14 protein-coding genes and 2 pseudogenes are annotated in these 22,923 nt (G+C 65.1%); 8 read left to right on the top strand and 8 right to left on the bottom strand.

Annotation, left to right across the window (positions count from 1 at the left end; genetic code table 11):
- Positions 1-554: 554 nt before the first annotated feature.
- Both ACWCSU_RS49155 and ACWCSU_RS49160 read left to right on the top strand, forming a co-directional pair.
- The gene (locus ACWCSU_RS49155; RefSeq protein ID WP_449943721.1) at positions 555-1,487 is read left to right on the top strand and encodes a hypothetical protein; all 933 of its coding nucleotides are present in this window, start codon (positions 555-557) and stop codon (positions 1,485-1,487) included.
- A gap of 939 nt (positions 1,488-2,426) precedes the next feature.
- On the top strand, positions 2,427-4,097 hold the full coding sequence (locus tag ACWCSU_RS49160) for a hypothetical protein (protein ID WP_449943724.1): 1,671 nt from the start codon (positions 2,427-2,429) through the stop codon (positions 4,095-4,097).
- 387 nt (positions 4,098-4,484) lie between these two features.
- Here ACWCSU_RS49160 and ACWCSU_RS49165 read toward each other — a convergent pair whose 3' ends face one another.
- Positions 4,485-5,603, bottom strand: coding sequence for a hypothetical protein (locus tag ACWCSU_RS49165; protein WP_449943727.1), 1,119 nt, complete (start codon positions 5,601-5,603; stop codon positions 4,485-4,487).
- Positions 5,604-6,312: 709 nt separating this feature from the next.
- On the opposite strand from ACWCSU_RS49165, the gene ACWCSU_RS49170 reads away from it, so the two are divergent.
- Positions 6,313-6,966, top strand: a complete 654-nt coding sequence (locus tag ACWCSU_RS49170; protein WP_449943729.1) for an integrase core domain-containing protein — start codon at positions 6,313-6,315, stop codon at positions 6,964-6,966.
- Positions 6,967-7,333: 367 nt separating this feature from the next.
- Here the strand turns inward: ACWCSU_RS49170 and cas6e are convergent, their stop codons facing one another.
- Genes cas6e through casA form a run of 5 tightly spaced genes read right to left on the bottom strand, consistent with a single transcriptional unit; the run spans position 7,334 to position 12,416 of the window.
- Positions 7,334-8,110: a type I-E CRISPR-associated protein Cas6/Cse3/CasE gene (cas6e, locus tag ACWCSU_RS49175; protein ID WP_449943732.1), complete on the bottom strand. Its 777-nt coding sequence runs from the start codon at positions 8,108-8,110 to the stop codon at positions 7,334-7,336.
- A gap of 6 nt (positions 8,111-8,116) precedes the next feature.
- Positions 8,117-8,899: a type I-E CRISPR-associated protein Cas5/CasD gene (gene cas5e / locus ACWCSU_RS49180; protein ID WP_449943734.1), complete on the bottom strand. Its 783-nt coding sequence runs from the start codon at positions 8,897-8,899 to the stop codon at positions 8,117-8,119.
- Entirely contained in the window at positions 8,896-10,044 is a 1,149-nt protein-coding gene (cas7e, locus tag ACWCSU_RS49185) for a type I-E CRISPR-associated protein Cas7/Cse4/CasC (protein WP_449943736.1), read from the bottom strand. Before cas7e ends, cas5e begins: the two co-directional genes overlap by 4 nt.
- Before the next feature lie 54 nt (positions 10,045-10,098).
- Positions 10,099-10,722 (bottom strand): type I-E CRISPR-associated protein Cse2/CasB, encoded by a 624-nt coding sequence (casB, locus tag ACWCSU_RS49190; protein ID WP_449943739.1) that lies wholly within the window; start codon positions 10,720-10,722, stop codon positions 10,099-10,101.
- Between the two features lie 23 nt (positions 10,723-10,745).
- Complete coding sequence (gene casA, locus ACWCSU_RS49195) at positions 10,746-12,416, bottom strand: type I-E CRISPR-associated protein Cse1/CasA (RefSeq protein WP_449943742.1); 1,671 nt, start codon at positions 12,414-12,416, stop codon at positions 10,746-10,748.
- A 1,304-nt stretch (positions 12,417-13,720) separates the two neighbouring features.
- On the opposite strand from casA, the gene ACWCSU_RS49200 reads away from it, so the two are divergent.
- Both ACWCSU_RS49200 and ACWCSU_RS49205 read left to right on the top strand, forming a co-directional pair.
- Positions 13,721-14,470 carry a YrzE family protein gene (locus ACWCSU_RS49200; protein WP_449943745.1) on the top strand — a complete coding sequence of 250 codons (750 nt, stop codon included), beginning with the start codon at positions 13,721-13,723 and terminating at the stop codon, positions 14,468-14,470.
- A gap of 174 nt (positions 14,471-14,644) precedes the next feature.
- A pseudogene (locus ACWCSU_RS49205) lies at positions 14,645-14,878 on the top strand (transposase); the annotation flags it as partial.
- Between the two features lie 82 nt (positions 14,879-14,960).
- Here the strand turns inward: ACWCSU_RS49205 and ACWCSU_RS49210 are convergent.
- Positions 14,961-16,769: a transposase gene (locus tag ACWCSU_RS49210; protein WP_449943748.1), complete on the bottom strand. Its 1,809-nt coding sequence runs from the start codon at positions 16,767-16,769 to the stop codon at positions 14,961-14,963.
- A gap of 73 nt (positions 16,770-16,842) precedes the next feature.
- On the opposite strand from ACWCSU_RS49210, the pseudogene ACWCSU_RS49215 reads away from it, so the two are divergent.
- Together ACWCSU_RS49215 and ACWCSU_RS49220 are read left to right on the top strand one after the other, a co-directional pair.
- A pseudogene (locus ACWCSU_RS49215) lies at positions 16,843-17,615 on the top strand (transposase); the annotation flags it as partial.
- A gap of 8 nt (positions 17,616-17,623) precedes the next feature.
- Entirely contained in the window at positions 17,624-18,496 is an 873-nt protein-coding gene (locus ACWCSU_RS49220; RefSeq protein ID WP_449943751.1) for a hypothetical protein, read from the top strand.
- 554 nt (positions 18,497-19,050) lie between these two features.
- Here ACWCSU_RS49220 and ACWCSU_RS49225 read toward each other — a convergent pair.
- Positions 19,051-19,233, bottom strand: a complete 183-nt coding sequence (locus ACWCSU_RS49225) for a hypothetical protein (protein WP_449943753.1) — start codon at positions 19,231-19,233, stop codon at positions 19,051-19,053.
- A 226-nt stretch (positions 19,234-19,459) separates the two neighbouring features.
- Here ACWCSU_RS49225 and ACWCSU_RS49230 point away from each other — a divergent pair, with 226 nt between their 5' ends.
- Positions 19,460-22,774 (top strand): hypothetical protein, encoded by a 3,315-nt coding sequence (locus tag ACWCSU_RS49230; RefSeq protein ID WP_449943756.1) that lies wholly within the window; start codon positions 19,460-19,462, stop codon positions 22,772-22,774.
- Positions 22,775-22,923 lie beyond the last annotated feature (149 nt).

Genomic DNA, 22,923 nt, shown 5'->3' on the forward strand with positions numbered 1-22,923 from the left:
CCCCGCCCGCGACTACCAGCCCCAGGCAAACCCGAACAAGACGAAACCCCCGAACCCGTAGGTTCGAGGGTTTCCGATGTCCCGAGACATCACAAAGCGCGCCCTGCAGGATTCGAACCTGCGACCGTCGGATTAGAAGTGCGATGCCGTTTGATGGCAGTTCGTGCCATCACAGCATGCCTTGTGTGCCCCACAGTGCCGGGCCCTGACGGCGCGTGACGGGGCGTACGAGCACGCACCGAGCACGGCGGACACCCAAATGAATCATCACGCCGTGACTTCGTGTAGTGAATCCCGGGCTCCAGGCCGCCCCGCAATGAGTATGGTTGACGCCTCTGTGCTCGCCGCGTGCTCCAACGCCGCTGACAGACAACTCTGCCTGCGGAGCCTCTACCAGGCGGGCTGCTTCGCGACATGGTTTGGGGAGCGTCATACCGCGTTGAGACCTGGGCGAGCGCGGGCAGCAGAGCACGTATGCGGCCAGCACCCGGAAGACATCCCGCACGCATTGTCGGTGGACCGGTTTATGGTGAGGCAGGACATCGGGAGTGCCCATGGATGATCTCATCGCAGCCTGTCGTACCCAACTGGACAACTGGGCGTCGGCTTTCGCCCGCGAGCGAGGCCTGTCCGCTCAGGTATTACGACTGCACCCGCCACTCGATTTAGACGAGGCCAATGGGTTGATCCACGCTGTCGGCGCGGGGCTGGTAAAGATACAACCCGACGGAGTGTTCCGGCTCGCCGGCGCGGCACCCGGCAAAGGACCGTACAACCTCTTCTCACAAGGTCCCACCCCATCGCTCAATCGCGAGTACCTAGTGCAGATCGCGGCCTTCTCCGAGTTGGTGACCGAGCATCGCTGGCCGGCACGGCTAGTGGCGTTCGAGTACGGCGCATTCGACCTGGGGACCTTTGACGAGGCTGGACGGCCAGTGGTGGTAGCAGAGGCCAAGCGCGATACCGCGTCACTGGACCGCATGCTCGACCACATGCGTACCGCGACGGCGCGCCAGGTCACAGCGCCGATGGGTACAACACAGCGTAAGATCGCCGCGCTGTCGAGGCTCGGCGCGACCGTGTTCTGGGCAGTAGCGCCCGGCGTGCGACGCGCCTTTGACATCCAAATCGATGAGTACGGCGTGCCGCAGCTCATTCCTCGAGAGACCTTGCCGACAGGGCCGCGCACTGATTTGGACTGCCCAGTGTGTGGATCAGAAGACGAGGTGCACGGCAGCCCGCTGCCTGACGGACGCATCCGCCTGATGTGTACCAGTTGTGATCATCAGTGGTCGCGGACACCCCGCGTCCCCTGCCGACGCTGCGGAGCCTCAGACGTCGACATCGGCACCTACCAGGGTTGGGCCTACGACGACCCAGAAGTCGCCGCTGACGACACCTCCGCACCATGGCACTACGTCGACTGGAACGTCTATCGATGCCAACGATGCCATCACACGTGGCAAGCGGGCCACCGCGCCATCTGAAGGGCTGAGCAAGTTCTGAATATGCGTGGGTGTGCCTGAACTCCGAATCGCGTTCTCGACGGCAGTTACCTGAAGGGTGTCCGTATTCCATTCAACGAGGTCACCGTGCTGCGCCGCCAGGTCCACCGCCCAAGGCTGTCATGGGCGGACCGAGCAGTGCTGTCCACGCTGGCCCGAGAACTGCCGGCGGTCCTGCGTACCCACCGGTTGGTCACACCAGGGACGCTGCTGCGCTGGCACCAGCATCTGATCGCACGTCACTGGACCTACCCGCACCGAACAATAGGACGGCCAGCGACCGATCACTACAATCGGCACCGGCCGCACCGCTCCCTCGGCCTCCAAGCCCTGCACCGATCACGACTCCGTCGTGATCCTGCTGCCGACGGGCCGGATCGTGCGTCATCACGTCCTCGGCGCGCTGATCAACGAGTATCAACGAGCCAGCTGACCAACGGGGGTTCAGTCGTGAAGAGGCAGGTCAGCGCCTTGGGCCTAGTTCTGACACCCTTCAGGCCGGGCTGGCCTACCTGTCGGCCTGCAACACCGGTGACCCGAGCACCCGCGTGCTGGACGAGGCCGTACACATCACGTCGGCCTTCATGCTCGCCGGATTCCCGCGGCCCTCGGCACCCTGTGGTCGATCGACGACCAGAAGGCAGCGGTGATCTCGAACGAGTTCTACCGGCGGCTGGCCGAGCGCGGTCTGGACGTCGACGCCGCTTCCTCATGCGTTGCACGACACGATCCGGCATAGGCGCGACGTAGCACCCGGCTAGCCGCTGGAGTGGGCGAGTCACATACGCGGGATGCTGAAGGAAACACGCCAGATCGCATGGAGGCCATTTCTGGATCCCAGCGCGCGGCTGTCAAGAGTAATGTGCGATTCTCCGAATCGGTATCTCACCGGGAGGCCGTATGGCTCCAGACAATCGCCGCGTGCAGACTGCGGTACTCGACAGCCCCGACTCCGACCATCCGCTCTCCCTCCCGACGGACCGGAAAGAGGCGGACTGGTACCTGTCCAGGTATCGCGGAAAGGCGTTCTACTGCGGATTGTGGCTCGGGGGTTGCGGATGGCGGCTTACCGCCAAACTCTACCGTGACCGAGTCTGTCATTTCGCGCATCTTCCCGCCCCGGAGGGAATGGCCCCCGCCTGTGAACGCCGGGGCGGAATCGAAAGCGCCGACCATCTCTTCATTCATCGCGGCCTGACGTCGCGCATGGGCGAACAGCAGCGCTTCGACGGCCGGATGGACAAGGAGCGCTGCACCGACCTTCTCGTACGCCGCCGCAGGAGCAGGTCGGCCGTCAAGGTTCAGTTCGTCAACCTCACCCCCGCCGAATGGGCGGAGCAGGACGAACTCCTGCATGCCCAGTTCGAGCACGTGAATTGGATGGTCGGCCCCACGGCGAGCAGAACCGGCCGCCATCTGCTGGAGCGCGACGGCTACGCGTTGCATGTCCGCTGCGCGAAGGGAAGAAACGGCGTGCGGGCCGTCATGGTCGGCACCGAGACCCGCGACGGCGACCTCGAATGGAGCAGCCTGGACGATTGCGAGTTCACCGACAAAGGGCTCGTCACCCCGTTACTCCGCAACACCCGAACCGGCGGCCGCGCCACAACGCCGCCCGGTTTTCCCCTGGCGGTCAAGGACGTCGTTGTCCGCCCTCAGGAGCCGGTCACCAGGCCGGATGTCCTGCCTCACTCTCATGTCGCGGCGATCGAGGTCGTCGTGGGCGAACGCGAGCCGCTCAAAGCCCGCCTCGCGCTGCCCGGCCATGATGTTTTCGTGGTCGGTGAGCCGTACGCGCTGGTAGAGCCCGCCTCGGTCGACGCCGCCGGGGTGAAAGGACATCCCGTCCCGACATGGACGATCTTCAGCGCGGGCGTCACCCCGCTTAACCCGCCCGAGTCGGAGGCGGACAAGGCCCCCGCGCCGGACGAGCTGATCCGGCACAGGCTGACCACCCTCATCGCCGAGCTCCGCAAGGCCAGGAACGCGGGTCGGCACGACGAGGTCCTGGCCATGCTCGACGCCCACCGGGCCCTTCTCAGCGAGCTGACCCGCAGGGAATTCCGCTCCGAGCGTGCCAAGGTCATCGAGGTGGATCGCTGGGCGCATGCCAGGACGCAGGCCCACCAGCCGAGCCCGGCGCCGGCTGCCCGGCGAGAGACGACACGGGCGCTCGGTGGCGACCCGCCGGTCCGGGTGTCCATGGACGCGGTACGCCACGAGCTCGCGCTGCTCCTCGCGCAGCTTCGAGGGGCGAGGACCAAGGGCGACCACCGACGTATCTCCCAGTTGCTCGACGCCCACGCCGCTCTGACGGAGTCCGCTGCCGCCGACCCTGCTCTCCGGAAGCTGACCAAGGAGATCGAGACGTTCCGCCGGTCCCCGCCCTCGGACCGGCTGCAGGAGATCATCGACGAGCTGCATGAGGCGAAGTGCGGTGATCGGGTCGAGCGCGTCCGAGCCCTGATGAGGGAGGGTACGCATCTCGTCATGCGCCTCGGCGACGCGATCGGCCCCGAGCAGAGGCAGGAACTGGTCGACAGCGGCCAATGGCTGGCGGAGGCGGCCGAACGCGGCACCGGAGAACGATGACGCGGAAGCACGCCGCCTCCCGCGTCCGGGCCTCTCGGAAGGTGAGAACGCTTGAGCATCGGTTGCAGAACCGGGCTCGGACGTGGACGCGGGTATGAGTTAGCGGCAGGGCACGGCTCCGAGGTGGGGGGTGGCCGGTGGCGATGCAGTCGGAGATAGGAGCGTCTGCTCGGGATGCGCCGCCAGATGGGAGCCCAGGGCACCCGGCTGCGAGGGCTCAGGATTCGGATCGATCAGATTCAGGCCCGGCTGGAGCGGATCAGTGAGCTGGTCAGGAGCTATCACACCGCAGATGACGCATGTGGCGAACACTTGAGGCGCGCCATCGCTACGGTGCTCGCTGTCGAGGGGACGCGTGAATGGGTCACTGGGTCGCGGCTGCTGTGTTCAGCTGATCCACTGGCGAAGCGCCCGCCAAGTGGCGAACTCCGCGTTTTGGGCGACGGCGAAGATGAGCCGCTCTTCGGCAGCGATGTCCAGGGGGCTGACCTGGTTCTCGGCAATGCTCAGCAGGCGTTCGCGCCGCATGCTCGTCGAGGCATCGTCCTCTGGGGCGTGCTGGAATACGCCGACGAACACCGATCGCCCGTCACGACCCACGGGCGCCCAGGCTCCGCGAACCGGAGTGTCCGCGAGGTGCCCTTCCCCGCGAGGGGGACTGGGGGCACTCCAGAAGAGCGGATCCTCGCGGAGCTGGGCCATGGTGGGTGTCGCCAGCTCGTTGGTGAGGCGCTCCCATTCACGCTCCTGGTCCAGTAGATCCAGGCGGTCGGGCCACAGGTCGACCGAATCCCATGCGACCTGCGCGGATTGCTCCTGCTGATCGTCGGTGTTCTGCGGAATGAGATCGACGTCCTTTCCCGGCTCCGTGTGGTACAGGTTGACGAAGGTCTCGTTCTTGCGAATCGCGGCCCAGCTCAAGGCGAGCGAGGACCCGACGTACCGATTGATCGACGCCCAGAGGTAGAGCTTCTTAAGCGATTTCATGATTGCCATCGTCGTCCGCCCCGAGCCGCCGCTTCTTCCTTTGGCCTCACAGACCATCTCACGATAGCTGGGTAGTTCGATCAGCAGGTCAGGCCTGGAGTACCCGCCTTTCGGCCCACGTGAGGAAACGGCGGACATCAGATCGAAGTGGCTGATCTGCAGTGGCCCGATCGCCCCCTGCGCGATCAGGCTCTCGATGCTCGCCGTCAGCAGACCCAGGCCAGCGGAGGTGACGATGAACGTCTTGATGTGGTGTGACGAGCAGTCATACGCCCTTGTCCGGCGGAGTGCGCCCTTGGTGCTTCCTCCTGTGTTGTCGAGCGCCGTGGCAAGCAGCCGGGTTTCGAGCATCAGCGATTCGAAGGAGCCGTGTCGGCTTCCGGCAATGGAGGAGAGACCATTGGTCAGTACCACAGAAGCGAGGCTGATCGCCAGATCCCGCGTCTCACGCCATTGAATTCCATCCGGCCCGTTCGGGACGGGAGACCATTTGTATCTGGAGAATCCGACCATTCCCATGCTCGCAATGATATCGCCCTCTCGTGGACCTCTAGTTGCCTTACGATGCGCCGAAATGTCCCTGATGATAGAACTTCACGGCGGTCGAGATAGGGCCTGAGCACGGCCATCAGGCCCCGCAGCCGCTGAGGCGCATCATGCGTCCAGCAGTGTGCCTGCCGATAATTACATCCACCCAGGTCATGGCCATCTGGAGGCTTCGCGTCGCGCGCGAGCTCCAACCACCGGGAGAGGGCGAACGCATACGGCATGATGATCGGCCGTGCTCCTTCGTCCGGCCTATCTCACCGTCACGAACGCGTTCGCCGCGCTGCGGTTGCTTACCATGGGCGATCGGGACAAGGACATCGAGGTCCTTCGCCCTGCGCCACCAGATCACCGTCCTTGAACGCCAACTCAGGGCCGACACCAGAGTGCGATTCGCGCCCGAGGACCGAGCCTCCCTGGCCGCTCTCCTGACCTCGCTGGCCCCGCGAGGTCCTGCGCCGGCTGCGGCTGCTCATCCGCCCCGACACCGTCTTGCGCCGGCATCGCATCTGATGAAACGGCGTCACGCTCGTACCTGTCGGCCGAAGCGGCCTGGCCGCCCACCCACGGTCCGCTCCATCCGTGCCCTCATCCTGCCTCTGGTTCGGGAGAACCCCGGCTGGGCTGCCGGCGAGTGCCTGGTGAGCTCGCCACACTCGGTATCAAGGTCGCGCCATCCACAATGTGGGAGATCCTCAAGCAGGCAGGGCTTGATCCGGCGCCCGAGCGGGCGTCCACCACGTGGGCCGACTTCCCGCGCTCGCAAGCCGGCGCCCTGCCGGCTTGTGATTTCATCGAAACCATCACCTTGAACGGGCAGCGCCAGGACATCCTGGCCGTCATCGAGCACACCACCAGACGGATCCGCGTGCTCGGCACCACCGCTCACCCGAGCGCGAGCCGGGTCATCCAGGTGATCAGGAATCTGGTGATGGACCTGGAAGACGCAGGCTGCCGAGCACGCTCTCGGGTCCGAGACAGGGATGGGAAGTTCCCCACCCTCATGGACGGAATCCTCGCCGACGCGGGTATCCAGACCGTACTCACCGGCATCCGGATGCCCCGCATGAAATCCATCATGGAACGGTGGGTGCAGTCCTGCCGCCGCGAACTCCTCGACCGCTGCCTCCTGTGGAACGAACACCACCTTCGGCACGCCCAGCGCGAGTACGAACATTTCTACAACCAGCACCGGGCCCATCAAGCCCTGAACCAGGCCGCCCCGCTGCGCACCGTCCCCGATCCGATCACGGACCCAGGGCGAATCATCGACCTGAACATACGCCGACGGGACCGGCTCGGCGGCGTTCTCCACGAATACTCACAAGCGGCTTGACCTGCGTGGATGGAATTTTCGGCAGGCGTACAGTCGCCCAGCGCCCTGGAAGCGCTCGGCCCGCCAAGCGAGGAAGCCCGGCGCTGGCGACAGATTGTGTTCTTGAGCCCCACACCAGTGCCAGCAAGAACTGTCGGCTTGTCGCGCTCGGCACGGAGGCCGCTGTGGCTGAGTACAGAATCACCGACGTCCCAGGCCAGCAGGACAGGCCGACGAGTTCGTCCTCAACAGGGCACCGCCCGCTAAGGGCGCTGTGGCCATGTCTTCGAAATCACTACTCGTACACCACACCCGTGGACGTGGCCGCCGTCGAGGCCGGCGATGCAAGGCAGATCGTAGGGATGAGCCTTCCACCAGATGTCTGCCATCAGCGGTCCTGCTGGGCGGCGTAGCCGGGTAGTGGGGCCAGGGTGAGTAGGCCGCAACCGTAGGACTTGGCAGGGCCGATCCCGCAAAGAAGGCGTTCGGTGAAGATGGCGGTGTCGGTGATGCGAAGTCGCCCTTCGTAGGTGGCTATGTGCAGGACGACTGGCTTGGCACCGTTGCTCTTTTTACGAAAGGAGCGGCGTTCGCGGGCGATGATCCGTAGGTCGGGGGGCGGGGGCGTTTGCTTGTCGTTGGGCGCTTCAAGACCCGGCGCGGGCGTGTCGATGTGGGCCGAGGGGATCTCGAACCCCCATCGGCCCATGCGAGAGAGGAACCAGTTAAGTTGCGCGGTGATGGTGCGGTGACCGATGCGGAAGGAGCGCCGCTTGGCCTCGGTGGCTCGTTCCAGTTGAGTGGCCGAGGGTTTGATAGGGCTTGAGATGTTCTGGACAGGGTTGGCGGTCAGCCGGAAAGCGAACTGTCGACCGACGGCGATTTGCGCCAGCAGAGGCGCGTAGTCGCGTACGGCCACGTGCTCGCCGTCGGCGCTGGGCCAGCCAGCCTGTTCGACGAGGTGGCTCCAGTCGGGCCGAGTGACGGTCAGGACGAACAGGAATGGTCGGTGGGGATTGTCGGCGTCCAGCCGCCACAGGATGCGCTGGTCGGTAGGGTCAGGAATGCCGTGCAGGACGGCACCGTGCATGGCGTGCGGACTGGCCAGTAGGAGTCGGCTCTTCTCACGCAGCGGGTTGATTCTGATACGAGACAGAAAGGTCATGTCGGGTCACCAGCCCAGCAGGGCGAACGGGTCGTGGCTTGGCCCCGTGTGGTCGGGTGCAGCGTAGCCTGTGGGTACCGAGATCCAGATGTGCCGGATCCGACGGCTGGTGAAGCGGCGTTCCCACGGGTCGAAGGAGTACGGCACGTCGGTGAGAGAGTCCGGACCGTTCGGGTCATCCAGGGTGGCTGCCACGTCGATGGCGGCGGGTTTACCCCGGTCGCGAGTGTAGAACTGCTTCGCTGTTTCGGTGGCTTGCCAGGGTTCTGTACGCAGCACTTCCAGCAAAGGCGCCTGGCGTATGGCGAGAAGGAGTGGCTGGGTGGGGACGCAGGAGCGGCGGCCAAGTGCGAGGGGAAAAGCCGGGCGCCGGACTGCATCGGCGAGCGTCTGCACGAAGTCGGCGGGACCGTACAGCGCGGCGAGGAAGACTGCGTCCTGGAGGTAGAAGCGCTGGGTGATGTGCGTGTATTTAGCAGGCGATGTGGGCTTTTGCAGGCCCTTGGCTGATACGCCTGCCTGCGGCAGAGGACGTCCCCGGTAGTCACTCACGGTGTGATAGTCGTATAGCAGACTGCCGGGCTGGTCCACGCGTACCCCAAGTTGCAGGCCGAGCAGGTCATCGAGGGCCTCTCCGCGGGCTCGGCCAGCTGCCGCGGCGAGCAGACCCAGCACGCCCGATTTGGTGGGTTCGGGTCGGGTGTCCCGGCGATTGAGGGCGCTGCGATCGCCCCAGGACTGCAAGGGACCGGCCAGGCGCAGCACCAAGGTGGCGTGAGAGGTGTTCATCGAGCCTGCTCGACATGCTCAGCCAGCGTGGCGCGCAGGTCGGCGAGTAGGGCGGGGAAAACGGTGTTCGCACCGAAGATCGTGGTGAGCCGTTCGCCGGTGTACCCATCGGGAGCGAAGGTATGGCAGACCGCGGCATGGATGGGGGTGTCGCCCCATTGGCGGATGGCACGTTCGTATTCCACCGCCAGACGGACGGCGGAGTCTGCGGCCAAGCCCTCGCCCTCTTCGCTGGCCATGAGCGGCATTTCGAAAGCTGAGACGAGATTGACCGGCTGGTCGTCCCGAACCACGACGACGACCAGGCTGGGCAGCGTTCTGTGGGCGAAGGAATTTTGATGCCCGGAGGGAATAGACCGGGCGAAGTGTTCAACGAAGGCGCCGACGGCGAGCAGCGAGGCGTCGCTGTCGCCGAGGTTGGCGATCAGCTGAGGAAGGTTGATGGTGGCGTAGCGGTACAGCGTGGCGGAGTTGAAGCCGATGGTGCCGATCATGCCAGCGCCGGCTTCCTCTGTGGGACTCTCATCGTCGACTGCCGTGTAGTAGTCGAACTCTAGATCCACTGCATGGGTGGACAGCGCATGGGCGACCTGAGTGGCGGCGTCAACGTTGAGCGCGGCGATATCGGCGACCATACGGCCGAACAGCGCCACGTCCATCGGATGGCCCTGTTGCAGCTTGTCTGCGACAGGTAGACCTTTGACCGCCTTGGCGAGCTGTTCGTCTTCCAGGGCGGCCAGGGCGTCTGCCTGGTCGGCGATCAGGTCGACGATGTCTTCGAGTTGCCGGTAGCCAAAGAACAGCAGGTACGCGGTGTCGCCCGCCTTCTTGCCTGCCTTGATGCCCAGCGGCTCCAGCAAGGCCGACGCCAGGCGGGCGGTCTGCTCAATCTCCAGTCCGGTTCGGGCGGTCAGCCGTTCGGCCAGTTTGCCTACGATTCGCTTGGTCCGGGTGGCGTGGTCCTGCTGCGGTGCGTCCTTGGCAAAGCTGGCACGGGTGGCGCGCTTCCATGCCTGTGAGGAGACACGAGCTCTGCGATGCCCGCCGAAGTAGGCCTCCTTTGGGTTACCTTGATCGTCGCGGTTCAGATTCGCCGGCGGAACGGACTGAATTATGTGCACGTCGATGTACAGGCGCTTGTCCATGGGGACTCCTGATGAGATGGGTCTGAAAGAAGTGCTGCCGTGGTCCTGGACCCACTATTTGGGAGTGGGAACGGTGGCCGGCTTTGCTTCAGCTGCAGACTTCTGGGCCGGGCGCCAGCCGTAGTAGTCCAGCCCCAGCGTGCGGCGGGCTACTTGGCGGGTGTCGGGGCGCTGCCAACCGAGGATGTCCGTCAGGAGCAGGTCATAGTCCAGTGGTTGCCCAACGGTCCGAAGCTGGGAAATCAGGCCGCGCAGGTGGTTGAGGAAGGCAGAGACTTGGGTAGCGGAGGCGGTGGCGTTGACCCGCCGATCCACCGCTTCCCGGCCGAAGCCCTTGTCGTTGTCGTTCTCCTTGCGGAGCTGCCGCAGGGCCTGGCCCAGCCGGACGTTAGGCCGGTGCATTGGCTCAGGGCGGGATTGTTGGTGCAGGCCATACAATGCGAGCGCGGCATGTTCGGCCGTCAGCTCCGCCGATACCTTGCCCTGTTGGGCGAGCCGGTCGTCGATGGGCGAGGTGTAGTACGGCCATAAGGCTGGCACTGTCCCGGCCGGCCTACCCAGTCCAGCCCGAAACGCGGCCAGGTCCTCTCCCGGCGGTCTCTGCTTGTCGCGCCAGGTCCCGTCGGCGCTCACGTAGCGGGTCCAATAGCGCACGACGCGCTCGTTGGCATCTGTCATGTGTGTCCTTGCCTTCAGGTCGGCTACGCGATCGACGGGGCGATGAGCGGGTCTGCGCTAGATTGCCGCAGCTCGCGCGCCGTCTTGGCCCAACGGGGTAGCGCGTTGCTGACTCGCTGGTAGAAGTTTTGTTCGGCGTAGGCGAGCCGGTAGACGTACTCGCCTCTGTCCTTCTTCACATTCCGCCCGGCGAACTCACTACCAGTGGCAGTGGCAAGCAGCTTCTCGGCGACGTCTTTGGTCCGGTCGCGGGCGTGCTTCTCCCAGGCAGTGCGGCCACGTTCCAGCAGGTCTGGATCGCCCTCGGCGGAACGTACTCCGATCAGGAAGCGCCGTACCAGCGGGTCAAGAGCGTGCAAGACGAACTCACTGGGGCGTTGTCCCCTGTCCCAAGGGATCGGATCCGCGCCCCGAGCCCGGCGCAGATCGGCCGAAAGCTCGTTCACGGCCCGTGCCAGCTCCTCGGCCTGCTCAGCCACCTCGATCAACGTGGTGTACGTGTCGGTGTCGGCGCGCAGTCCGGCGACCGGCAGCGGGATCGAATCCAACATGATGTCCTCCACTACGGCGGACTGCGTTCCGTAGGTGATGCCGATTGTCTCCACCCGCAGCGGGTAGTCGTAATCGACATGCCCCTTGGCCTGAATGTCGGCGAGTTGGCTCAGTAGCACCGAGGTTTCCACATCGCCGTCGCCGTTTTGCCGTTCCGAGGCCAGCAGCGCCTCCAAGCCGCGCCAAGCCGCCTTGCCCGGGACGTGCCGTCGCGGGCGGCGAAGGGGTCCCGTTCGGCTCCTGGGCATTTTCTGGAAGGTCCAAGCGGTGTGGGGTTCCCATTCCGGGATGGTCTGCAGCCGATCCCCCGCACACAGCACCACCTGGGAGACGCGCAGGCCCTCGTTTGTCTCCTCTGGGATGAGGCGGATCCGTCGTGCCTGCCACGTCCACAGATCTAGTAGCCCAGCCGCAGCGCGGCTCTGCCAGTGAGCTTGCGCGGGCGGACGGCGCCACTGGGGAAGATCTTCGACGGACTGGTAGCCGATTGGGGTGTTTAGCATCAGGGTCTCGAACAGCGTCCGCCCGACCGGCAAGATCACGCCCAGCGGGCCGAGCGGACCGGTCACGTTGCCCGTGGTCTTTCCGGCCTTCACAGCGGGGTCGCCACTCGCTCCTGACTTGATCCCTGCAGTGTCCCAGCAGTGTGCGTGCAACAACCATCGTGCTGCTTGTTCCGGAGTCAACAATAGTGTGTCACTCTCGGTACGCGTCGCGAACAACGGCACATTATTGCCCGAGGCCGCGGTGGCCACCAGCAGCGCAGACCCCTTCGTCTCGTTTTTGGCCGTGTGCAGCCCGGCCACCTGAGCGAACGGGGCATCGACGCTGAACAAGTCGAAACGAGACCGAAACGCGTCGAGGTAGGCGTTGATTGCCTCTCGTTCTTCGTCGGTGAATCGCCTGTTGGCGAAGCGACGCGCCCATTCCGCCAGATCGGCAGGACGTCCTAAGGCATCCATCACGACAGGTAGGAGTACCTGACGCAAAAGCGCCGGCTTTTGAGTGGGAACCTCGACCTCGAGCACGTCAAACTCGTGGGCACGAAACAGAGCGTCACGCAACGAGCAGAGTTCGCTCTTCACTTCACCTATGGGTCGCAGCCGCAGCCAGGGAGATTCGATTAGATCAAAGTTATGCATGAGTTACTCCCTCGATTGCAGCGAACCACCGATATTTCACATTTGGAATGTCAGGCTAACATTGACCCGACCGAGAACAATACTGGCACCCAGCCCCACGTTGGACACAAGTCACCGTAATCCAACGGTCTACATCTGCCGATTTCGAGAAACTTCAGTCTTATTACAGCCTTGACTTCTTTCTGAATATGAATTGAATCCGCCAGGAAGCACTACCTCTTGCTAAGATGACATAGAACCTCGACAAGAGGCAGCAGCCTCTCGTCCAGGAGCGCAAGAGACCCCGTCCGGCCTCGGAACCAAAGACGGGGTCTCGGAGGGCTCAGCTAGCAGTTTGACTGCTAGCTGAGCCCCTTCGCCTTCAGGGCCAAGTCCAGCAACATGATCGCTAACTGCAGCAGCAGCAAGATCACCTCGCCGTCCGAATCCCCAGAGCCCATCGCGTGCATTCTGTCCCCTCCCGGGCCGACTTCCATAGGGAAGTAAGAGCCCACGCATTCGCCCTCGCGAGACGCCCAGGTGCCGCAGTGCGGACCAGTGGATCTACTGATCCATCAAGCAGTTCTGTTGAGGGACTGTCTTAGGGATAGCGTGACATAGGGAGGACGTGTCCGCAGCGGAACGCGTAGGGTGGTCCTCGGCCCCGCGGCCTGACCAGAGCGGGGATGATCCCCAGTTGTGTTGTGGGTCGTGTCTCGACACTTGGTTGGCCCCGCGATGCGGGGATCAAGTCTGACGCTAGCCAGGTGGGTGCAGGCGTAGCATTTCGCCGAAGGTCGCCTGGCTGCGCCAGATCAAGTGGTCCTCCGAAGGGAGGCCACCGCTACGAACCGGGTTCCACCATGAGCCCCAGGCCCTCGTCGTACCACACGATGTACTCACCGGTGTTGCCGCAGCCAGCGAATCCAGGACCAAAGCGAGACTTCGCTACGGCCACGGGTGGCACTGTCAACCGTCCAGCCGGGACAACTCATTATCGGCCGATTCGGTGCCGCACATCCGCTGAGTCACTACGCGGCGGGCATCCTGGCCGCCCTACCCTGGCTGCATGTGTCTACCGCCGCTGTCCCTTCTTGGCGTCCCCTGCGCGAACGCGTGACCGGCGAACGCCCTCGTCGAGGTGACGCCCAGCTACCCTCAGCTCTCGACCATGACTTGACCGACGGACCGGCGTGAGTCATCGGCTCGGACACCGCTCACGACCATCGGCTTCTGCTAGAAAAGACCCCAACCGGACTCTGCAGGCCGGGAAAGCGCTGCCTCACAGATGCATCCGGGTCGTCGCCCGCTGGAAGTGAATCTTGGTGAAGAAACCCACCCTCCAGTCACGCGCTCCGAACAAGCGGGAGCGCAAGAAGAAGGAGCCGGCCGACGTCACCCCACCAGTACCCGACGCACCGAGAACGGTCTCCTTAGATTTCACCGCCGTGATGCTCGGCATCATAGGCGCCATTCTGACCTTCAGTCAGCTTCCGCCGGGACGGGCGTGGTTGGCTGTCGTAGCCATAGCTTTCTTTCTCATCGGTTTCGTCTCGGTCCGGCACGTCAAGCGGATGGCTTGGCGATGGCTGTCAGCCATAGGTTCGTGGGTCCTGGCGGTCGTTCTCCTCGTCTTGGTGCAGATGATTCCCCTGGAGCCGCCAAACACAGCAGTGGCCTCCTCAAGCCCATCAGCGATGCCAGAGGACACGCCGTACCAGTCGCCCTCACCGACGTTGACGGAGCCCATCCCAACACCCACCCCCAGTCCTGCGAGCTCCAGCAAGCGCAAGCGTGAGGCTGCGGTCATTCCCCAAGCCGACTCCAAGACCTTCTTTAAGGACGGACTCCGGGTGGGGGCCACTACGGTCTTCGACTCGTTTGCGGATCTCGCTCTCGCCACAGATCGAGATGAGTGCTCCGGATCTATCCACCCAGGCGAATCGTTGGTCGTTTGGGACGCACAAGAACGCTGGTACCGGGTCGTACTCATCCGCCTGCGCGACAAAACGTCCGTCACCGTAACTGTCACGCAAGGCAAAGGCCCCGTCGGGCACGCACAATATTGCGGGTGATGACTCCAGTGATGTTCTCGCCGACGCGACGATGAGCGCCCCAAGATTGCGTTTCACCGGTTGCGTCCACGGGAGTGGTGTACGAGTTTGACCTGGTCACAAGCGTGGCGGCCGTGAAACAGAGACGGCCATCGCGTGATCCTTCGAGTGCGAACAACGAAGGAGATCAAAGCGATGGCCGCAGACAACAGTGTGACGCCTGAGCAGTGGCTGGCGAAGCAGATCCAGACCGATGACCCCGACGTGTTGCGATCCATGGTCAAGACCATGGCCGAGGCGTTGATGTCGGCCGGGGCCGACACCCTGTGCGGAGCGCCCTACGGGGAGCGCAGCAACGAGCGGACCAACGCCCGTAACGGCTACCGCCGGCGGGAGTGGGACACCCGCGCCGGCACCGTGGCTGTTGCAAAATTGCAAGCGGCCGTGATTCACGGACGCGCAGGTCGTTGAGATGTTGAGCCCAGAGTCCTGCCGATGAGCGCCGCGGCTTTCAGCCGGTCAGTGCGGCTGTGCGCTGAGGCGACGCCAGGCGGCAGAACTTGCCGAGGTTGAGGACCATGGCGGCGAAGGTTAGCTCTGCTTGGCAGGCGGGCAGGCCACGGCGGGCGAAGCGTCGCAAGGCGGTGCGGTCCTTGAGATGACCGTGGACAGGTTCGACCGTGGCACCACGCCGTTTGTAGAGCGTGGCGCCTTCTTTCGAGGCCAGACGATGGATCATGTGGGTGGCTGGATCTGCGTCTGGGGGCGGAGGGGCGTGGTGCTGGCCGACCGGGGGCAGGGCAGAGTTCTTCCCGGGCGCGATGAGCCGGTCCGGACCGGGGACGGTCAGGTTGTCTTGGGTCCAGTAGCCGGCATCGAACAGCAGGGGGCCGATCCAGTCGGCCAGGCACGGACAGTCCAGGTCAGCGCAACCGCGCGGGTCGCCATCGGCTTGCAGCTCTGAGGCGTTGATGCAGCATCCGCCCAGGGTCGGGCATTGGCGCAGGCACCGGGCTTGGTGAACCAGCAACGCCGCACGAAGCGCCGCCTGGCTCATTGGTCGCAGTTGCCGTCGGTCGTTGAGGTCTTGGACGACTTTAGCGACAAGGATCAGGCCGTCGTCTGCCACCGCGAGTTGGGCGTTATATCCCTGCACGGTGCCTCCGTGGCTGTCGTGCATCAGCCTGCTGTCGGGATCGGTTACATTGCGCCGGGCGACCGGGCGCTCGCTCCTGGCGGTGATGCCGCGCGGCCCATGCCTGCCCCCTCCCGGCACGGGTGACAGATCAGCCTGCATGTCCTCAGCGGGAGGTGCGGCCTTGCGTGCTCGGGCGGTGGCCAGTTCCCGTTCGGCCCGGGCCACCCACCGTTTGGCTCGGGCCACCTGCTGACCGCGATTCTCATCGAAGCTGAACGGCCCGAGATGCGGCTTGGGTCCCTGACCGGCCTCGAACTGGCGGATCTGCTCGCGCACCACCGCGATCCGCTCGCGTTTGGCCGCGACCTCCTCGGCCAGCCGGTCTCGGGCTGCTTGCAGCCTCGCTTCGGCGATCGCCACAGGATCGGCCCCCACCGGTCGAGACCCCACGTCACTGCGGCCGGCCCGGGTCGCCTCAAGGAATGCGAGTTCCTTGGCCGCCGCGGACTCGGCATCCAGCCCACGCTCGGCCTCCTCGGCAATCACCTCAGCCAGCGCCTGCTTGATCCGCTCTTCCCGATCACGCCGAGCCCGCAACTGCCGCGGCGTCTCCTCGCTGCACTCGCCCGCCCCGAGCGCAGCGTCCTCGGCTGCGTCCTCCGCCGCGGCCCGTGTGAGGATCTCATCGACCTGCTGCTGCAGCCACTGCCGACGGCAGCTGGCCTTCTTCGCCGCGTTCGCCGCGATCTTCGTGCCGTCCACGGCGATGACCCCGAGCCGCCCCAACCCGGCCTTCGCGCAGATCAACAGCACCTGCGTGAACAGATCCCGCACTGCGTCTTGATGCCGCTGTCGGAACCGAGCGATCACCGTGTGATCAGGCGCCTGCAGCCCGCAGATCACCCGCATCGCCACATCCGTCCGGCACGACCGCTCGATCTGCCGCGACGAGCGCACTCCAGCCGAGTACGCATAGATCAGCAGCGCCAGTAGCATTCGAGGATCATAGGCCCGGCGGCCCGGGCCGCTCTGGACATACCGAGCCTCCAGCGCAGCGACGTCCAGATGTTCGACCACCTCGAGCAGCACCCACGCCACATGGTCGTCGGGAAGCCATTCACGCATATCCACCGGCAGCAGAAACTGCTGATCCCGATCAACCCGTCGGAAGCCTCTTGCCATCCACCCATACAAGAGTCACTCAGATCACCAAACCCATGACACACAAAGATCGTTTTCGAAAAGCAACAGCCACACCGTGGAGCTGGCGATCCCCAAGCTGCGCTTGGGCTCCTACTTCCTCGACTGGCTGCTGGAGCGCCGCCGCCGCGCCGAGCAGGCGCTGATCAGCGTGTTGGCCACCAGGTACCTGCTCGGAGTCTCGACACGGCGGGTGGACAAGCTGGTCGAGCAGCTCGGCATCAAGCACATCTCCAAAAGCCAGGTCAGCCAGATGGCTAAGATTCTGGACGAGCAGGTCGAAGCCTTCCGCACCCGGGCCTTGGACGCCGGCCCCTACACCTTCCTCGGGCTGGAGGTCACCACCGGCGAGGACAGCGCGGGCCGGCTGTCGTTCCTGCGCGGCCTGGTCGCCCGCGGCCAGTCCGGCGTGCACCTGGTGATCTCCGACTGCCACCGCGGCCTGGTCTCGGCCATCGGCGCCGTACTGGCGGGCGCGTCCTGGCAGCGATGCAGAACCCACCATCTGCGCAACCTGCTCTCACCTGCGTGACCAAGAGCGCGCAACCGTTCGTGGCCACGCTGGTGCGGACCATCTTCGATCAGCCCGACGCCGCCTCAGTGCGGGCCCAGCACGCCTGGGTGCTGGACGCGCTGGAGACCAAGCATCCAGCCGCCGCGCAGCATCTGGACGCCGCGCGGGAGGATCTGCTGGCCTTCGCCGCCTTCCCGCGCGAGATCTGGACCCAGATCTGGTCGAACAACCCGCAAGAACGGCTGAACAAGGAGATCCGCCGCCGCACCGACGTGGTCGGCATCTTCCCCGACCCATGCGTACTGCCGAGAGTCTGGCAGAGGTGGAATCGCGCCTCAGGGAGATCGGCGACCTCGTGTCCAGACTCTCCCTCCTGAAGGCACAGTACCGATCAGACCTCGCCCGCTTGGAAATGGTGACCGAAGCAGGCAGCATTCTCGGCTTCTTCCGGGTGGGCACCTGCGTGTTCTGTGGCGCGGAGCCCGAGCATCAGAACCCGGGTCACGGAGACCACGAAGCTACCCAGCTACACATTACGGTACAGAACGAAACCGCGAAAACCAATGCCTTGCTCACCGACTTGCTCCCCACGATCCAGGACTTACGGACGCAATTCGACGACCTCAGCGCCCGGCGGGGATCTCTCATCGAAGAGACTGCTCAGATCGATGAGGAAATCACGGGAGCCGAGGAACTGATTACGCCTATACGCGAGCGCCTGCAGGAGATCTTGCAGGCCCGTTCGTCCGTAGAGCGGGCCCTGGAACTCCCCGAACGCATCGACGAGCTGGAGGAGCGACGGTCGCGGCTGGTGGGAGAGGGAGCCGTGCCCGCAACTCGACCTGCCGAATACGTCCCCACCCGGATTCTGTCCGTGTTCGACGAGACGCCCGGCCGCACGCTGGATGCCTGGGAGGTACCCGCTGTGGAGTTCGCGGAGTACGACCAGTACACCATGGACATTCGTGCGGGATGTCGACACCGGGCCAATCACGGCAAGGGTGTCCGTTCGGTTCTACATTCAGCATTTACGACCGCTCTGGCCAATTATTGCCTCAACAAGTCCACACCTCATCTGGGCTTTGTCGTCCTTGACTCCCCAATTGTCGCCTACCGGGATCCCATCATCGAATCGGCCGACGATGACATCACACTGACATCAACCGTGGTCGACCACTTTACCGAGACATGCTGAACTTCTCCGGGCAATCAATCATCATCGAGAACGGAGACCCACCGGCCGGCGTGATCTCCAGGGCATGCACCTACCGGTTCGCCGGGGAAGGATCGAGTAGGCCCGGATTCTTCCCGACTCGCATGTCAGCGGTCGACACATCAGGGAGATAGCACGGCGAGGCATGGCACGGCGCCGCGAAGCTGTACCGCGCGCAAGGACCCAGACGGTGCAAGCGACGCTGGGGCGCGCCAGCATCGTGCTGACTGCCGACGCCTACATCTCGGTGCTGCCACCGAAGGTGACCCAGAAAGCCACCCGGGAAGACAGCCCGACCGGTGCTGAATGCCCACGAACACGCTGGAGCGGCAGCTCAGCGTCTGGCTCCAGCCTTGCCTCTCGTGCCGCCGCCGGCCGCGACTGCGGCTGGAGTTCCGCAGGTGGAGAAGCACGCCCTGTAGGAGTCGAACCTGCGACCGCCGGATAGAGCAGAGGCTGTTCCTCACATGGAGACAACTCGGCTCATACCAGTCCAGCTGGTGATGAGCCGGCCGCGTTACAGCGTGGCAGCCTGCTCAGTGGTAGGCGGCAACCGCGGCGAGGTAGAGCGCGAGGCTAGTGGCGGCTGCACCCGCTCCGGTGAGGATGGCGTTGCCGAGACCGACGCCGGCCCAGCGGGCGAGGAGCGTGGCACCGACGGCGATGTTGAGCGTGATGGACAGAGCGAGCAGCAGGGACAAAATTTGCACGAGACTCATCGAGAAGGGCTCCCGTCAAAGCAATGGGGGTCCCCGGCGCCAGGGGGTGGACACTTCGAAACTGCCTGTCCACACCGCCGTCCATGAGGAGTTGTACCGCGAATCGACGCCAGAAGAGGCGAAACAGCTGCACAGTTGCCTCGAGCGCACATCGGAAAGGTTGTGTCCAGAACGGCTGTCCACAGGGCAGGATGGACGCTAAACAGAGGTGTCGAGGGAGACGGCCGTGACGGATCCTACGGCGGGTGCACGAGACGGGGACTACTTCGCCCTGCTCACCGAACTGGTCGAGTTCCGCCGCGAGCGGCTGAGGGGCGAGCCGTCGGCTCGTATTCTGGCCCGGGCCGCGAATGTCAGTCCGACCACAATCGGCAACTGGCTGTGCGGCAAGGGGTTCCCTCAGCAGCCCGACCGGCTGCTGACCGTGCTGGCCGCGCTGCAGGCCCGGGCTCGAAGCGCCGGCCTGGACCAGGACTCCGACGTGGCAATGCTGTTGGATGAGCGACGCTGGCGGACGGCCCATCAGGCCGAGGCCCAGCGTCGCGCGCAAGCGACACGCACCGCAGTGCAGGCGCAGCAGGGCCGGGCTGTGCTGGACCGGATGCGGCCGGGCTGGCCGCTGGAACAGGTGACCGATCCATTCCGCTTCGACCTGGAAGTGCATCGCGCCATCGACGCCGGCACTATCGACCTGCCAGCGCTGCCCTCCTACGTTGAGCGCGATCATGACCGAGCGCTGCGCAAGATGGTGGAGCACGCTTCCGCAGGCGACAGCCGGATCGCGGTGCTGGTGGGGGAATCGTCGACGGGTAAGACCCGGGCCTGCTGGGAGGCGCTTCACCAGCTGCGGACCCAGCCGGAGTCGTGGCGGCTGTGGCATCCCATCGAACCGAGCCGTCCCGAGGCGGTGCTCGCCGATCTGGCCAAGATTGGTCCGCGCACGGTGATATGGCTGAACGAGGCCCAGTTCTATCTGACGGACCGGGAACGGGGCGAGCAGGTGGCTGCCGCGCTGCGGAACCTATTACGTAATGCGCGCAGGGCGCCGGTGCTGGTGCTGGCCACCCTGTGGCCAAAGTATTGGGACGCCTTGACCGGTCGGGCCGAACCGGACCGGCACGCCCACGCGCGGGAGCTGCTCACCGGTGCCGACATCGAGGTTCCTGCCGCCTTCACCGGCGCCGATCTGGACGCGCTCGCCGTTCAGGTTAGGAAGGATTCCCGCCTTGCAGAAGCGGCTGAGCGCACCCGAGATGGCCAGATCACCCAGTATCTGGCCGGGGCGCCGGTCTTGATGAGCCGCTACCGCAACGCGTCGCCGGCGGCCAAGGGCTTAATCCACGCTGCGATGGACGCCCGCAGGCTCGGCTGCGGGCAAAAGCTTCCGTGGGCGTTGCTGGCTGAGGCAGTCCCCTACTACCTGGCCGATGCCGACTGGGAGCAGTTGGACAACGAGCGCTGGCTGGATGAGGCATTGGCGTACCTGGCCCCGCCTGGCAGGGCAATCCCCAAAATTCTCACCCGCGTCACACAGAGACCACCTCTCGGCGGCTCCGGCCATGGCGAGCGGGCCAGTCGTACCGGACCTGCTCAACCTGCCGGACAGCAGACCGGGTCGCTGTACGTGCTGGCCGACTACCTCGACCAGCACGGTGCCCGCGACCGCACCGATCGGCTGCCGCCCGAAGAATTCTGGACCGTGGCCGCTCTACACGCCCTGCCCCGAGACCTCGGCGCCCTCGGCCGGGCGGCGCACGCGCGTGGCCTGTCTCGCGAGGCGGCCCAGCTGTGGAAGAACGCCACCCGCCATGGCGACACCCGCGCCGCCGCCGAACTCGTCGAGCACGTCCGCGCCCTCGATGACGTCATCCACGACGCCGCCGACTGGGCCGCCACCTACGCCGCCCTTGACGACCCAGACCTCGTCAGCGAGCTGCTGCACAGTTTCTGGCTGGCCGGAACATGGGGTCCGATCAGTACGCTGCTGGCGCGCGACCCCGCCGGACATGCAACCCTCGAGCACGCCGCCCACGTGGCCAACCTCCTAAGCGTGTTGCACCGGTTAGGAGCGCACCACCAGGTTTTGAAGCTGGCCGGCCGCGCCGCCGAGGACGTCGCCCTTGACCACGTAGAGGCGACAGGATGGCTGCTAAGCACCTTGCGGGAGGTAAGGGCGAGCGAACAACTCACGGCGCTGGCCGGCCGCGCCGCCGCGCGCTCTCCCCTTGATCTCATGACCGCCGTAGTCGAGCTGCTGAAGGTACTGCGGAAGGTAGAAGCTGACGAACAGTTCACAGTGCTGGCCGGCCGGGCCGTCGCCCACGTGTCCTTCGCTGAACCGTCAGAGGTGGCCGAGTTGCTGACAGGCTTTCGCAAGCTCGACGCCGGCGACCAGATCGCCGCGCTCCTTCAGCGCGACCCGGCCGCGTACGCTGCCCTCGATCATCCGGGCGACGTGCAGCGGCTGCTGTACGCGCTGCGGAATCTAGACCTGGACGAACATGCCAGCCTGCTGGCCCGCCCGCGCGACCTCGGTCCCGTCGGCCCCCACGTCAGCGTGCTGGCCACCCGCGCCGCAATGCACGTTCCGGTCGACGACGCCGAGGTCGTGCGCGACCTGCTGCGTACGCTGTATCACCTCGGGGCGGACGAGCAGATGCGACTGCTGCTGACCCGCCGCGCTTCCGCAGCGCAGGTCCCCCTTGACGACACGGCCGCAATGACCGGGCAGCTGGCAAGGCCGCAGAACCGGAATGCGCGCGAGCACACCATGACGTTGACCGGTCACGCCACTGCGCACATCCCGATGGACGCCCCTGCGACCGTGGCCGACCTCCTGCAGCGGCTGGAGCATGCAGGGGAGGGCGAACAGAGCGCCCTGCTCCAGGCCCTTGACCCCGCGAGACAGGCCCGCATCGACGAGATGAGCGCCGTGACCCGACTCCTGAAGACGCTGCACGCCATGGGGGAGAACGAGCAGGTAACGAGGCTGGCCGACCGCGCCGTCGACCTCGTCGCGATCGACGACCCCGGCGCTGTGGCAACGCTGCTGACCAACCTGCGCAAGGTCGGGGCCGATGACCACATCAAGACGCTGCTGAACCGCGCCCCTGCCGCGCGCGCCTCGCTGGGCCGCCCAGCCGCTGTGGCACGCCTGCTCAGCACCCTTGACAATGTCGAGGCCGCCGAGCAAGTGCGCGCACTGGCGGCCAGAGCCGCTGACGCGGCCGTCGACGACCCGCAGGCCGTGGTCGAGCTGATGATCGAATTGCACCATGTGAAAGCCAGTCAGCAGATCCGTACGCTGGCAGACAGGGCCGCGAGACATGCAGCCCTCGACGACTTCTCAGCCGCAGCCACGCTGCTCAATGCCTTGCGGGAACTCGCGTTCCATCGACAGGTGGCCGTCCTGGTCAAACGGCTTTTCGCGGCAGGGCACTACCAACGAAGCCTTGAATGCGATTGGGTTGATTCGCCCCTTTTTGGAATCAAATCGGATGGAACCCCTGCCGGGATATGGACATGGCGCGACCTCGAGTAGGCACCCTCTTCGAGGGACGTGCAGGGCGGCCGCACCAGGCCACCTCCGCAGCTCTGGCCATGTAACTCAATATCCCAGCGCTGACACTCCTCGCCCGCCATAAACGAAACCTCTAAGTTCCGCTCAGCTATGCTGATGGCCGAACATGC

It is taken from the genome of Nonomuraea sp. NPDC001699, assembly GCF_053596455.1.

What these genes read in the sequence shown, in the direction of transcription:
- casA (WP_449943742.1), bottom strand. Translation starts at nt 12,416, where the DNA reads ATGCATAACTTTGATCTAATCGAATCTCCCTGGCTGCGGCTGCGACCC.
- ACWCSU_RS49210 (WP_449943748.1), bottom strand. Translation starts at nt 16,769, where the DNA reads ATGGCAAGAGGCTTCCGACGGGTTGATCGGGATCAGCAGTTTCTGCTG.
- ACWCSU_RS49155 (WP_449943721.1), top strand. Translation starts at nt 555, where the DNA reads ATGGATGATCTCATCGCAGCCTGTCGTACCCAACTGGACAACTGGGCG.
- cas7e (WP_449943736.1), bottom strand. Translation starts at nt 10,044, where the DNA reads ATGGACAAGCGCCTGTACATCGACGTGCACATAATTCAGTCCGTTCCG.
- ACWCSU_RS49170 (WP_449943729.1), top strand. Translation starts at nt 6,313, where the DNA reads ATGTGGGAGATCCTCAAGCAGGCAGGGCTTGATCCGGCGCCCGAGCGG.
- ACWCSU_RS49225 (WP_449943753.1), bottom strand. Translation starts at nt 19,233, where the DNA reads ATGAGTCTCGTGCAAATTTTGTCCCTGCTGCTCGCTCTGTCCATCACG.
- cas5e (WP_449943734.1), bottom strand. Translation starts at nt 8,899, where the DNA reads ATGAACACCTCTCACGCCACCTTGGTGCTGCGCCTGGCCGGTCCCTTG.
- casB (WP_449943739.1), bottom strand. Translation starts at nt 10,722, where the DNA reads ATGACAGATGCCAACGAGCGCGTCGTGCGCTATTGGACCCGCTACGTG.
- cas6e (WP_449943732.1), bottom strand. Translation starts at nt 8,110, where the DNA reads ATGACCTTTCTGTCTCGTATCAGAATCAACCCGCTGCGTGAGAAGAGC.
- ACWCSU_RS49165 (WP_449943727.1), bottom strand. Translation starts at nt 5,603, where the DNA reads ATGGGAATGGTCGGATTCTCCAGATACAAATGGTCTCCCGTCCCGAAC.